The sequence below is a fragment of the Methylomonas defluvii genome (genome assembly GCF_033949435.1).
GTDB lineage: Bacteria > Pseudomonadota > Gammaproteobacteria > Methylococcales > Methylomonadaceae > Methylomonas > Methylomonas defluvii.
In genome coordinates, this window is record NZ_JAXARY010000001.1 from 35,210 (window position 1) to 48,232 (window position 13,023).

The window sequence follows — 13,023 nt, forward strand, 5'->3', positions numbered from 1 at the left end:
AAAAGACGAGCAGCCGACATAATTGTAGTGGCGAATTCATTTGCCAAAGTAAGCAGCTATAAATATATGGAAGCCATCCTCACGGCAAACACGCCATTTTACCTTTCGCCTTTAGTCTTTTCTCCTAATTAATTTCGACCAGCACCTCATTAGGGTTAACTGCGTCACCTTTTGCCACATAAATGGCTTTGACGATGCCGGCTATCGGCGCCGTGATCTCAGTTTCCATTTTCATGGCTTCAGTCACCAGCAAAGATTGACCGGCATTGACTTTTTGACCTTCCTTGACCAATACGTCGATGATATTGCAGGGCATGCTGGTCACCACATCGCCCGGCTCGCTGGGGCGGCGACGTTTGCTGGCGATAGCGCTCTGTACTGCGCCTTGCGCGCCGCCGTCCAGGACGATTTCGTCCAGGGTCTCGATGACGATCTCTTCCGGCATGCCGTCCACGGTGAAGTAAAAATGCCGCAAACTCTGGTTTTTCGGACCAGCACCGGTGACTTTGACGTGATAGGACTCGCCGTGCAGCGCAACGTTGAACTCGGTGGGCGCTTTTTTCACTTCCGCGGATGCCGGGGCTTCGTCCAATTCCAAGGGTTCGGCGACCAGACTGTCGGTGGAGCGTAATTCCAGAAATTGTTTGCCGATTTCTGGGAACATCGCGAAGCTCAACACGTCTTCGTCATTCATCGCTAGGTGGGCGATTTCGTTACGTAAGTGTTCGAACTCGGGTTTTAGCAAATCCGCAGGACGGCACTCGATCACTTCTTCTTTGCCGACGGCCTTGGCTTGCAGTTGGGCGTTAACCGGTGCCGGGGCTTTGCCGTAGCCGCCGTGCAAATAGCGTTTTACCTCGTTGCTGATGGTGTCGTAACGCTTGCCGGTCAGCACATTCAACACGGCTTGTGTGCCGACGATTTGTGAAGTGGGGGTGACTAGCGGCGGGTAGCCCAGGTCTTTGCGGACTTCGGGAATTTCTTTGTATACCTCGGCCATGCGATCCAAAGCATTGCGCTCTTTTAACTGGTTGGCCAGGTTGGAGATCATGCCGCCCGGCACTTGAAAGATATGCACGCGGGTGTCGATGCCGGTAAATTCGCTTTCGAAGCGGTGGTATTTTTTTCGAACGTCCAGGAAATATTGATTCACGGCTTGCAGTTTATCCAAATCCAGGCCTGTGTCGAAATCAGTGCCGCGGAGGGCGGTGACCAATGATTCGGTAGGCGGATGGCTGGTGCCGCCGGCCCAGGAGGACAGCGCGGTATCGACATGTTCGCAGCCCGCCTCAATGGCCTTGAGTTGACACATTTCCGCCAAGCCGGCGGTGGCGTGGCAATGCAGGTGCAGCGGCAAATCGACGGCATCTTTCAGCGCTTTGACCAATTCGCCGGCGACGTAAGGGGTCAACAGACCGGCCATATCCTTGATGGCAATCGAATCGCAGCCCAAGTCGGCCAGGCCTTTACCCAATTTGATGAAACTGGCGATGTCATGCACCGGACTGGTGGTATAGCAGATGGTACCTTGGGCGTGTTTGCCGGCGGCTTTGGTGGCTTCAATCGCCGTTTCCAGGTTGCGGATGTCGTTTAGTGCATCAAAAATACGGAACACGTCCATGCCGTTGCGCGCGGCCGTTTCGACAAACTTGCGCACCACGTCGTCGGAATAGTGCCGGTAGCCGAGCAGGTTTTGGCCGCGCAACAACATTTGCAGGCGGGTATTGGGTAGGGCGGCTTTCAGCTTGCTCAGCCGTTCCCAGGGGTCTTCCTTTAAAAAGCGTAGACAGGCGTCGAAGGTCGCGCCGCCCCAGCATTCCAGCGACCAATAGCCGATGTCGTCCAGCATGGCGCAGGCCGGCAGCATGTCTTCGGTGCGCATGCGGGTGGCGATGAGTGATTGGTGGGCGTCGCGGAGGATAACGTCGGTTACGTAAACTTTGCTCATTGGGGTTTCCTTAGGTTTACAGGCCAGTATGGGAGGCGACAACCGCCGCCAGCACGCTAGCCAGAATTTCCGGTCGCGGCTTGTTGGAATAGTTGATCAGGTCGGGATTCGCTTCGACGAAGCCGGTATTAAAGCGACCGCGGCGAAAATCCGGATGACCGAGGATTTTTAAGTAATAGGGGATCGTGGTTTTGATGCCGAATAAGCCCATGTCTTTCAGAGCGCGCTCGCCGCGATTGATCGCGTCTTCCCAGGTCATCGCGCTGACGATGACTTTGGCCAGCATCGAGTCGTAAAAGGGCGGGACTTCGTATCCTGTATAAATCGCCGTGTCAGTACGCACGCCTGGGCCGCCGGGGGCGTAGTAACGGGAAATGTGGCCAAAGCTGGGGAGAAAATTGTTTTTCGGGTCCTCGGCGTTGACGCGAAATTGAATGGCATAGCCGCGTCTGACGATTTCTTCCTGCTTGAAACGCAGCGGCAAACCCGCGGCGACGCGGATTTGTTCTTCGACAATATCTACGCCGGTAATGGTCTCGGTGATGGTGTGCTCGACTTGTACCCGAGTGTTCATTTCCATGAAATAAAAACGACCGTTGGCGTCCAGCAGAAATTCAACGGTGCCGGCATTGGTGTAACCGACCGCTTTGGCCGCCATCACCGCCAAACCGCCCAGGTACTGGCGTTGTGCTTCATCCAGTTGCGGTGAAGGAGCGATTTCGATCAGCTTTTGGTTCCGCCGCTGCACCGAGCAATCGCGCTCATAAAGATGGATGGTGTTGCCGAAGTGATCGGCTAACACCTGCACCTCAATGTGGATAGGGTTAACGACGCATTTTTCCAAAAACACGTCGGCGCTACCGAAGGCCTTGGTGGCCTCGGAAATCACCCGCTGATAGTTCTGTCGTAATTCGGTGGGATTGTCGCAACGCCGGATGCCGCGCCCGCCGCCACCTGAAGTGGCTTTCAGCATGATCGGATAACCGATCTGTTCGGCTACCTGCAAGGCGTGTTCGACGCTGTCCAGATTGCCGTCCGAGCCGGGCGTCACCGGCAGACCGGCGGCTATCATCGCGCTGCGGGCTTCGGTTTTGTCGCCCATGCGTTGGATCACTTCGGCGGAGGGGCCGATGAAGACTAAGCCGCGTTCCTGGCAGGCTTTGGCGAACTGGGCGTTTTCTGACAGGAAACCGTAGCCGGGATGAATGGCATCGCAGCCGGTGCGCAAGGCTAAATCTACCAAGCCGTAGATGTTTAAATAGCCGGCCAGCGGCTCGCTGCCGATGTAATGCGATTCGTCAGCTTTTTTGACGTGCAAAGCAAAGCGGTCGGCTTCCGAATAAATAGCCGCTGAACGAATGCCCATTTCCGCGCAGGCCCGAATGATCCGGACAGCAATTTCGCCGCGATTGGCGATCAGTATTTTGCGTAACATGATGCTCCCGAGTCTTAGTGTTCAGTCACTTGCCTACTACTCTAACAATTTATGGCTATCTTTCAACAGGAAAACCGCCGCTTGCCGATGGAAGCTTAGCCTTTAGCTTGGGTGGTGGCGGTGTTGCCGGCCACTGGATTCGAACAGAATAAGCCGGCAAATTTCGCGATATTGGCTACGACGACTTTGATGAAGTCGCTAGCCGCTAAGTTGTTGTGTTAGCAGCATTTAATTGGCTTTTTGTGGCTTCTATACCAACAAGTTTAATGGGTGGATGGGAAATGTTGATATAAAACAGCCTCTTGCAATTGGCACGCATAGTGCTATCCTCCTGTGTATGGATGCCTATACCATAAGCCGTTGCCAGCCGTAATCGGTCCGGTTTGTGCGAATAGGGTTTCACCTCTTAACTAATTGATTAATTCTGGGGTTTTAATATGGACACAAACAAGCCGTTACTTTCCGCGTTATTTTTTATTGGTCTATCGTTTTGGGGGATACAGCTTGCGCAAGCAGCTACGACCGAAAATACGTTAAACCCGCTCGAATCCTTCCAAACGATTTTGCCGGATTTGCCAAGCGCTTATCAGGAGCAGCCATTGAATCCAGTAGCGGATAAGCCCTTGCAGGACTATGCGCTCACACTGTTTACACGGGTCAAGACCCGTGCGGTCGTAACATTTCAGCAGGCATTGTCGGACATAGCAGGGCTTGGCGACATGGTTTCGCAAATGGGTTTACTTGGCCTGCTTGGCACGGTTTTCCAGCCAGTGATAGACGAAAGCAAAACAGCTGAATTGAAAGCCGCCTTACCCACGGCGGCCTGGTTTTTTCTCAGCGGCATGCTGGGTGTTCTGGGCTTGAAAAAACGCAGCAGATTGCTGGAAGCCAAAGCGGTTTTGAATTTAGTCCGGTAAGCGCCGTTATAGATGTACTGAGGGCTTGGGCAGTGCGCATGTTGCCCAAGCCTCAACTTTTCCTGCTCCTTCAATCCTGTTAAAACGACGCTGTCGTTTGGTATTGCAGCAAGTTTGCACCGATAATAGTTTTCGATTGTCGCTGATGCCCTTGCTAACGATAGTTAGGCCTCGCTAATCATTTCCCGCACTTTTTCGAGAAAGCCTATGTCCGCTGTTGCAGACCATTTTGTCTATGGACCTATCCAATTGGCGGATATTCCGGATTGTATTCGGATTGCCGTTGCCAATTTCGAGGAGTTTCAGCAACACCCCGAATACATCCAGCAGTGGTTCGAGCGCCGTATCGCGCATAACCCTTGGCAGAACGCCTTGCCGTGCGCCGGCGTCGGGGTTTGGCACAATGGACGCTTAGCCGGTTTTCGGGCCATGTTCGCGCAACCCTGGTGGCTGAACGGCGAATCCGTAACGCTCGCCTTCGGTTCCAATACCTGCGTCGATGAACAGTTTCGCGGGCAGGGCTTAGCCACCAAGCTGATCGAACACAGCCTCGAATTTGCCCGTTTCAACGGCACGGTGACTGCCGGCGTGATTACCCAGAAAGCCTTCAAAAAATGCGGCTTCGTACCGATCGGCAGCGATAACGATTTTTATCGTTTGCGCGTCGGTTATCGTGGCTCTTGGGAGAAACGCGCCGGCAAACCGTTGGGCTATTGGTTGGGCAGCCTATTTGACATCAACTTGCGTTTACGCAATGTCAAATTGCGTAGCGGCGGTTTTACCTTAGCGGAGGTTTGGCATTGCGACACCGAGTTTGATGATTTGTGGGAGCGAGCCAAAGCGGGCTACACCTCTTGCCTGGAGCGTAGTAGCCGCTATTTGAATTGGCGTTTATTCGATTTCCCTACCTGTCCGTTAAGGCTTTTCGCGCTGCGCGACGCTGCCGGCAAATTGCGCGCTTATGCCATCTGGCATCAGCAAAGCTTTGGAGAGGCTATCAGCATGGCCGTATTGCGTGACGTGTTTTATCCCTTGGACGATGAGCCCGCCTTAACGCCCCTGTTGTATTACCTATTTGCTTATTGGCGGGAGAACGGGATTAGCTGGGGCAGCCTGGAAGTCGCCTCGCCGTCATTGAGTAGTCTGTTCCGCAGTCTTGGCTATGAAAAGGTGCCGTCGCGCGGTAACCGCTATCTGATCTATCGCGAGCCGCCGTTGGCCGAAAACATTTTGCAAAATTGGTACCGCAGCGGGATCGATGGCGATTATTTTGATCATCCACTGTAATATTGCTTAGTCCAACATTCTAAACTCGGTCTGCCGCCTATGTTAAACGCCTCCGTGATTATCAGCACCCGCAACAGAGCGTCGATATTGCCGCGCTTGTTCGACGCATTGGCCGCCATGCGCCTGAATAACGAGACCCGCTGGGAATTGCTGATGGTTGATAACGGCAGCAGCGACGACACCGTTGCGGTGATCGCCGCCGAAGCTGAGCGTGGTCGGTTGCCGGTGCATTGCGTCTCCGAGCCGATTCCCGGTAAGTCCCGCGCTTTGAATCGCGCCATCAAGCAAGCGCAAGCTGAGTTATTGGTGTTCACCGACGACGATGTCGAACCGCAGGCAACTTGGTTGCAGGCTTACATTGATGCCGCCGCGCTGCATCCGGAAATCGACGGTTTTGCCGGCAAAGTATTACCCAAATGGCTGGGCGACATCCCCGCCTGGCTGCATACCGAAGGTGAGTTTGCCTTGCCGCGCGGCATTACCAATACCCGCGATTTTGGTATGTCTCAGCAAATTTTGGATGAACAGGTGATTCCGGGTGGCGTCAACACCGCGTTAAGAGCCGAGGCCGTAGCCAAAAACGGCTGGTTTCGCGAAGAACTGGGGCCGGGTACCTCGGTACCGTTTACGGAAGACACCGAATACATGGGCCGTTTTCGGCGTGGTGGCGGCGAGTTTTGGTATGTGCCGGAAGCATTGCTGTATCACTGCAACATCCCGGAGCGGATGACTAAAGCCTATGTCTGCCGCTGGATGTTCGACGTGGCCCGCTGTCAGGTGCTGGCTTATGCCGATGTACCTGCCGGGAAGAACATAGCCGGTATCCCGCTATATTTGCTGCGGCATTACCTGAGCAGGATCGTGAGTTTTTGGTTGGAACCGCGCGAGCAGCAACGCCTGCAAAAAAAAATGAAATGGATGTTTACGGCCGGCGAAATCGCCGGTTATCGGCAACTGCCGGCGTTTAAGCAAACGTTGGCGGCAGATTAGCGACTTGCCTACAGCAAGGCTTGTAAATATCCCCAAATCTTTTCGGCAATCACCGGTTGTGCCAGCTCATTCGGGTGCAGGCTGTCGGCCTGCATCATCTCCGGGTTTAATGCTACCTCTTCGAGGATAAACGGCACGTAAGGGATCTTCAATTCCGCGGATAGCTGCGGAAAAACCTCGTAAAACATCTCGACATAACGCTTGCCGTAATTGGGCGGAATCTTCATCCCCAGCAGCATCACTTTGGCGCCGACGTTTTGCGAACGCCGGGTGATTTCGGTCAGATTATTTTTCATTTCCGCCGGCGATAAACCGCGTAAGCCGTCGTTGGCGCCCAGTTCCACCAACACAATATCCGGTTTATGCCGCGATAAAATTTGCTCCAGTCGCGCCAGGCCGCCAGCGGAAGTATCGCCGCTGATGCTTTCGTTACTGATAACATAGCCGCTATGCAGGTCGGTTAGCTTGTTTTGCAACAAAGCCACCCAGCCAAGCTGAACTTCGATGCCGTAACCGGCACTAATACTGTCACCCAATACTACTATCGATTTCGCCATGGCGCTGATTGGTAGTAAACCCAGAATTACGGCAAGGACCACGCTATACATGTTGAATACTCATATTGATAAGACCAGTTCCCCGATTATCGTTACCGAACAACTCGGTAAATCGGTGCCAACTTCCGAAGGCATTTTACACATCTTGTCCTCGGTGAATTTAATCATCAATCCGGGCGAGAGTTTGGCCATTGTCGGCGAGTCCGGTTCCGGTAAATCCACCCTGCTCAGTTTGCTGGCTGGATTGGATACGCCCAGCACCGGTCGAGTGGTGGTCAACGGCCGCGATCTGACCAAGCTGGACGAAGACGGCCGCGCCTTGTTGCGCAACGAATTGGTCGGTTTCGTGTTTCAATCCTTTCAACTGCTGCCGGGGTTGACGGCTCTGGAAAACGTCATGCTGCCGCTGGAACTCAGCGGACATGCTCAAGCGGCGAGCGCTGCCCGGGCCTTGCTGGATAGAGTGGGCTTGTCGCAGCGCTTGACGCATACCCCCAAACAATTGTCGGGCGGCGAACAGCAACGGGTGGCTTTAGCGCGGGCTTTTGTCACCCAGCCTACCATCCTATTTGCCGACGAACCGACCGGTAATCTGGACTGCAAAACCGGTGCGCACATCATCGATCTGCTGTTCGAGCTCAATCAAGAACAACATACCACTTTGATTTTGGTGACTCACGACATGACTTTGGCCGGACGTTGTCAACGCACCATTCGCCTGGACGCCGGGAGCGTGGTATGAAGCGCGTCAATCTAGCCATGAAACTGTTGTGGCGCGATAGTCGTTCCGGAGAGCTGACCTTATTGCTGCTGGCTTTGCTGATTGCGGTCAGCAGTTCCACCGCTATATCGCTATTCGCTGATCGCTTGCATCGGACCATGACGGTGCAAGCCGCCGAGTTTTTAGCCGGTGATCTGGTGGTGGCTGCGCCGGCGCTCATAGTCGATACCTGGTTGGCCAAGGCCGGCGAATTGGGCTTATCCCATTCGCAAACCAGCGAGTTTGCCAGCGTTTTGCTGGAAAACCAGGAAATGCTGTTGGCTTCGGTAAAATCCGTCAGCAGCGGCTACCCGCTGCGCGGGAAATTGAAAACCAGCGATGCCGAGTCGCAGGATGAAATCGTCGCCAGCCAGGGTCCGGAACCCGGCTCGGCTTGGGTAGACAAGCGCATACTACCGGCTCTACATCTAAAAATCGGCGATACGCTAACCGTAGGCGAAAAACCTCTGACCATCGGCCGGGTGTTGAGCTACGAGCCGGACAAGCGCGGTGACTTTTACAGCTTTTCGCCGCGGGTGATGATTAATCAAATCGATTTGGCTGCCACCGGCGTCATTCAACCCGGCAGTCATGTGCGTTACGCTTTCCAGTTCAGCGGCGACGAACAGGCTTTACTTGCCTTTAAAACCTGGTTGAAACCGCAACTGAACAGTTCGCAAAAAATCCTGGATATACATGAGGATCGCCCGGAACTGGGATCGGCATTGCAGCGCGCCGAGCGTTACCTGGGCTTGTCCAGTATCGTGGTGATCTTGATTGCCGGCGTGGCGATTGCGATGGCGACCCGCCGTTATACCGAACGGCATTTTAACGCCACGGCCTTGTTGCGTTGCCTGGGATGTAAACAAGCGGAAATTGTCTGGCTGTACGGTTTGCAGTTCTTGGTGCTGGGCCTATTAGCCAGCAGCGTCGGCTGCGGCCTGGGCTGGTTGGCGCAGTTTGGTTTATTCGAGCTGTTAAAATCCTTATTACCGGAAGAATTGGCCAGTCCCAGCTGGTTGGCGGTATTTTTTGGCTTGACTTCGGGCTTGGCAATCTTACTGGGTTTTGCTTTACCGCCGTTGCTGCGCTTGCAAAAAGTCTCACCGTTGCGGGTATTGCGCCGTGAGTTGGAACCCTTACCCACCAGTGGTTGGTTGATTTACGGTTTGGCGCTGGCGATTATCGGCGGCTTGATTTGGCGCTACACCCAAGACCCGAAAATGACATCTACCATATTGGGGTTGGGTGCGCTAACACTATTGGGTGTAGGTGGCGCGGTATATGGTTTGTTATTGCTGGCGCGCAAGCTGTTGCCGAAGCTGGGCTTGAATTGGCGTTTTGGCTTGCAGGGATTGCTGCGGAACAGCCAGGCCAGCGTCAGCCAGATATTGGCTTTCAGCATCACGCTCACCGCCATGGCCCTGAGTTTTACGGTGCGCAGCGATTTGATCGACAACTGGCAACAGCAATTGCCGGAACAGGCGCCGAATCATTTTGCCTTGAATATTCTGCCGGAACGGCAGCAGGCATTTCAAAGCGAATTGCAGCAGGCGCAAATCCCCAGCAGCCGGTTTTATCCGGTGGTACGCGGACGCCTGGTGACGATTAATAACGAAGCAGTGCAAGGCCGGGTCAGCAAAGACACCCAGGGCGAAGGCGCCACTCAACGCGAATTGAGCCTGACCTGGGCGGTGCAATTGCCCGACGATAACAAAGCGACCGATGGCGGTGCTTGGCAAGCCGATCAGCCGGGGCTGGTATCGGTGGAGCAAAAACTGGCGGAAAGCCTAAAGATCAAAGTGGGCGATGCATTAACCTTTACGGTGGGGAGCGCGCAATTCAGCGCCAAGGTAGCTCAACTCCGCAGCGTGCAGTGGGATACGATGCGGCCCAATTTTTACATGATCTTCTCGCCCGGCACGTTGGATAACTTTCCGACCATGTACATGACCAGCTTTTATCTGGCCGATACCCAAAAAATTCTGTTGAATACGTTGCTGAAAAAATATCCGGCGATCACGATATTGGAAGTTGATCAGATCTTGAAACAATTCAAGATGATCCTGACGCAGTTGACCAAGGCCATCAATCTACTACTGTATTTTGCCTTGGCGGCTGGTTTTACCGTGTTGTTTGCCGCCGTCTACGCCACGTTGGATCAACGGATCTACGAAGGTGGGCTGATGCGGACTTTGGGTGCTCGGCGCGGCTTTTTACGTACCACGCACGTGATTGAGTTTGGCTTGCTCGGCACCTTGGCTGGCGTCATGGCGGCTCTGGCTAGCGAAGCGATTCTATATGCGTTGTATACCCGTGTGATGCAGATCGATTATCGTCCCGGCTACTATTTGTGGGGTGCATTGCCGGCGATAGGCGCGATAACGGTGGGGCTGGCAGGGTACTGGGGGGTTAGGCAGGTGGTTAATCAACCACCGCTACAAGTGTTGAGGCGTTGATGGTTGATCAGTAAATTTTTCGCGATGGTTGCGATATGTCAAACGGCTTTGAAAAGTTTCCAGTAAAGAGCGTCTAATAGTTTCCAGTTAGCTTGTATGGTTATGGATTTTTCACATTCGGAGTACATCGCGCCGAGGGTGCTACTTATTGCCATCGGCACAAAAGTGCCTTCACTACGCTGGACGTTAGTGCTTTTTACCAGGGTCTATCGACGATAACCGCTTTGTAAATTCCAGACGAAGTTTTAGAAAAGCCATTATAAAAAATCGCAGACTTACCCAATCTAATCCAATTACGGTAGACATAGCGTAACTCTCGGGTCGTGACGTTGTAATTAAAATCGCCTAACTTATTCAAAAGGTCGCTAATATCTCCCATCCCATCTAAATGAAAGTGAATACGCCCTCCATTTTTAACGGTATGTTCTAAAGCCACTTTAGACCAGCGAGTACCCAACTGAAACATGGCGCCTTCACTATTCTCGTCGGAAATACTAGAAGTTTTTTTGTTGGTCGCGCCGAACTTATATTTTTCATCTCCTCCTACATCGACGCCGCTAATCTTCGCTCCTACCGGATATTGCGTGTTCTTTGGGGCCTTTCTGCCACCTACTTCTTCAAAAAAAGTCAAAAAACCTGATACGTCACTATCAGATGGATTGTCTTGCCACTTATTCCAAAGCGTTTCGGCAACAATACCCCCGCGTTGATTCAAATCGATTGCGCGAGGGCCGTATGTATTAATATCGCCATCATTGACAATCGCCGATACGTCCCCATTGATGCCGAAGTGGGTGTCGAATTTTCCTAGCCCTCCGCTCGCCAAGTCTTTTTCTGGAATTGGACGTCCCGCATAAGTTGCAGGACGAAAGCCACATACATCAGTTAATGCAAATCCCATAACAAATCTCCACGAATAAAATTAAACCTTTCTTTCGGGACTAGCTCTCAAATGCTGCTCCGACATCTACGACTGTTAACGCGGCAAGCTGACCCCTCGTCAAAAGTATGGCACGGGTTTGATTTCTGGCAATGGAATAATCAAATGTAAACGGTTCGGATTAAAAAAATTAGCTCATAAGAGATCATAGTCTGATTACTTGTCTCTTTGGTTTTCTCGTCTAGCTTAACTCAGCGTATGATTGCCGCTTTAATTTTGCACTCCATGGCACGAAGTTCGGCCTTTCCCCTTTAAGGACCATGCATGAAATATAGAGATTTACGAGACTTTATCGCCCAACTGGAAAAGCAGGGCGAACTGAAGCGCATCAAACAGGATGTCGATCCGGTGTTGGAAATGACAGTGATATGCGACCGGGTGTTGAAGCAGGGCGGGCCGGCTTTGCTGTTCGAAAATCCGAAAGGTTCCAACATTGCCGTGCTGGGCAACCTGTTCGGCACGCCGAAGCGGGTAGCGATGGGCATGGGAGCCAAAGATGTGTCCGAATTGCGCGGTATCGGCGAGTTACTGGCCTATCTGAAAGAGCCGGAGCCGCCGAAGGGCATGAAAGACGCGCTGGAAAAATTCCCGGTATTCAAGCAGGTGTTGAATATGGCGCCGAAAATAGTCAGCTCCGCACCCTGTCAGGAAGTGATTCGGGTCGGTGACGAAGTCGATTTAAGCGTCTATCCGATTCAAACCTGTTGGCCGGAAGACGCCGCGCCTTTGATCACCTGGCCGCTGGTGATTACCAAAGGGCCGAACAAAGACCGGCAAAACCTGGGGATTTACCGCCAGCAAGTCATCGGCAAAAACAAAGTCATCATGCGCTGGCTGGCGCATCGCGGCGGCGCATTGGATTTCAAGGAATGGCAGCAAGCGCATCCTGGCAAGCCGTTTCCGGTTGCAGTGGCTCTAGGAGCGGACCCGGCGACGATATTGGCATCGGTTACACCGGTGCCGGATTCTTTGTCCGAGTATGCCTTCGCGGGTTTGCTGCGTGGCAGCAAGACCGAAGTGGTCAAATGTTTGTCCAACGACTTGCAAGTGCCGGCCAGCGCCGAAATTGTCTTGGAGGGCTTTATCTATCCGGGAGAAACCGCGCCGGAAGGGCCGTACGGCGATCACACCGGTTATTACAACGAAGTCGATGAATTTCCGGTGTTTACGATTGAACGCATCACTCAGCGGCAGGTGCCGATTTATCACAGCACCTACACCGGCCGTCCGCCCGATGAACCGGCTATTTTGGGTGTGGCCTTAAATGAAGTCTTCGTGCCCATCCTGCAAAAGCAGTTTCCGGAAATCGTTGATTTCTATCTGCCGCCGGAGGGCTGTTCGTATCGGATGGCGGTGATCAGCATGAAGAAGCAATACGCCGGCCACGCCAAGCGGGTGATGCTGGGCACCTGGTCGTATTTGCGCCAATTTATGTACACCAAATTTGTGATCGTGGTGGATGACGATGTCGATGTACGCAATTGGCAAGACGTGATTTGGGCGATTACTACCCGGATGGACCCGGCTCGGGATTTGACGATTTTGGAAAACACGCCTATAGATTATCTGGACTTTGCTTCGCCGGTGTCGGGCTTGGGGTCCAAGGTCGGTTTCGATGCGACCAACAAATGGCCGGGCGAAACCAGCCGGGAGTGGGGACGTCCGATTGTAATGAGTGAGGATGTCATCAAAAAAGTCGATTCTATGTGGGATACCCTATTTAACTAGGG

At 53.1% G+C, this 13,023-nt stretch carries 10 protein-coding genes; 6 read left to right on the forward strand and 4 right to left on the reverse strand.

Annotated features, from left to right (window positions below):
• Window positions 1-124: 124 nt before the first annotated feature.
• Window positions 125-1,948, reverse strand: a complete 1,824-nt coding sequence (gene oadA, locus QLH52_RS00180) for a sodium-extruding oxaloacetate decarboxylase subunit alpha (protein WP_319960157.1) — start codon at window positions 1,946-1,948, stop codon at window positions 125-127.
• Window positions 1,949-1,964: 16 nt separating this feature from the next.
• Window positions 1,965-3,383, reverse strand: a complete 1,419-nt coding sequence (locus tag QLH52_RS00185) for an acetyl-CoA carboxylase biotin carboxylase subunit (protein WP_319960158.1) — start codon at window positions 3,381-3,383, stop codon at window positions 1,965-1,967.
• Window positions 3,384-3,820: 437 nt separating this feature from the next.
• Here QLH52_RS00185 and QLH52_RS00190 point away from each other — a divergent pair, with 437 nt between their 5' ends.
• The 3 genes from QLH52_RS00190 (at window position 3,821) to QLH52_RS00200 (ending at window position 6,577) form a co-directional block, all read left to right on the forward strand.
• Window positions 3,821-4,300, forward strand: coding sequence for a hypothetical protein (locus QLH52_RS00190; protein ID WP_319960159.1), 480 nt, complete (start codon window positions 3,821-3,823; stop codon window positions 4,298-4,300).
• Between the two features lie 207 nt (window positions 4,301-4,507).
• Entirely contained in the window at window positions 4,508-5,587 is a 1,080-nt protein-coding gene (locus QLH52_RS00195; protein ID WP_319960160.1) for a GNAT family N-acetyltransferase, read from the forward strand.
• 39 nt (window positions 5,588-5,626) lie between these two features.
• A complete protein-coding gene (locus QLH52_RS00200; protein ID WP_319960161.1) occupies window positions 5,627-6,577 on the forward strand; it encodes a glycosyltransferase family 2 protein in 951 nt (316 codons plus the stop codon).
• 8 nt (window positions 6,578-6,585) lie between these two features.
• Here QLH52_RS00200 and QLH52_RS00205 read toward each other — a convergent pair whose 3' ends face one another.
• Entirely contained in the window at window positions 6,586-7,185 is a 600-nt protein-coding gene (locus QLH52_RS00205) for an arylesterase (protein ID WP_084153408.1), read from the reverse strand.
• Here QLH52_RS00205 and QLH52_RS00210 point away from each other — a divergent pair.
• A complete protein-coding gene (locus QLH52_RS00210) occupies window positions 7,184-7,876 on the forward strand; it encodes an ABC transporter ATP-binding protein (RefSeq protein WP_319960162.1) in 693 nt (230 codons plus the stop codon). The genes QLH52_RS00205 and QLH52_RS00210 overlap by 2 nt on opposite strands.
• On the forward strand, window positions 7,873-10,353 hold the full coding sequence (locus QLH52_RS00215; protein ID WP_319960163.1) for an ABC transporter permease: 2,481 nt from the start codon (window positions 7,873-7,875) through the stop codon (window positions 10,351-10,353). The genes QLH52_RS00210 and QLH52_RS00215 overlap by 4 nt, the downstream gene beginning before the upstream one ends.
• 196 nt (window positions 10,354-10,549) lie before the next feature.
• On the opposite strand, the gene QLH52_RS00220 is transcribed toward QLH52_RS00215, so the two are convergent.
• On the reverse strand, window positions 10,550-11,254 hold the full coding sequence (locus tag QLH52_RS00220; RefSeq protein WP_033158545.1) for a hypothetical protein: 705 nt from the start codon (window positions 11,252-11,254) through the stop codon (window positions 10,550-10,552).
• A gap of 303 nt (window positions 11,255-11,557) precedes the next feature.
• On the opposite strand from QLH52_RS00220, the gene ubiD reads away from it, so the two are divergent.
• A complete protein-coding gene (gene ubiD / locus QLH52_RS00225; protein ID WP_319960164.1) occupies window positions 11,558-13,021 on the forward strand; it encodes a 4-hydroxy-3-polyprenylbenzoate decarboxylase in 1,464 nt (487 codons plus the stop codon).
• Window positions 13,022-13,023 lie beyond the last annotated feature (2 nt).

Coding starts and splice junctions, on each gene's coding strand:
- oadA (WP_319960157.1), bottom strand. CDS start 1,948: ATGAGCAAAGTTTACGTAACCGACGTTATCCTCCGCGACGCCCACCAA.
- QLH52_RS00185 (WP_319960158.1), bottom strand. CDS start 3,383: ATGTTACGCAAAATACTGATCGCCAATCGCGGCGAAATTGCTGTCCGG.
- QLH52_RS00190 (WP_319960159.1), top strand. CDS start 3,821: ATGGACACAAACAAGCCGTTACTTTCCGCGTTATTTTTTATTGGTCTA.
- QLH52_RS00195 (WP_319960160.1), top strand. CDS start 4,508: ATGTCCGCTGTTGCAGACCATTTTGTCTATGGACCTATCCAATTGGCG.
- QLH52_RS00200 (WP_319960161.1), top strand. CDS start 5,627: ATGTTAAACGCCTCCGTGATTATCAGCACCCGCAACAGAGCGTCGATA.
- QLH52_RS00210 (WP_319960162.1), top strand. CDS start 7,184: ATGTTGAATACTCATATTGATAAGACCAGTTCCCCGATTATCGTTACC.
- QLH52_RS00205 (WP_084153408.1), bottom strand. CDS start 7,185: ATGTATAGCGTGGTCCTTGCCGTAATTCTGGGTTTACTACCAATCAGC.
- QLH52_RS00215 (WP_319960163.1), top strand. CDS start 7,873: ATGAAGCGCGTCAATCTAGCCATGAAACTGTTGTGGCGCGATAGTCGT.
- QLH52_RS00220 (WP_033158545.1), bottom strand. CDS start 11,254: ATGGGATTTGCATTAACTGATGTATGTGGCTTTCGTCCTGCAACTTAT.
- ubiD (WP_319960164.1), top strand. CDS start 11,558: ATGAAATATAGAGATTTACGAGACTTTATCGCCCAACTGGAAAAGCAG.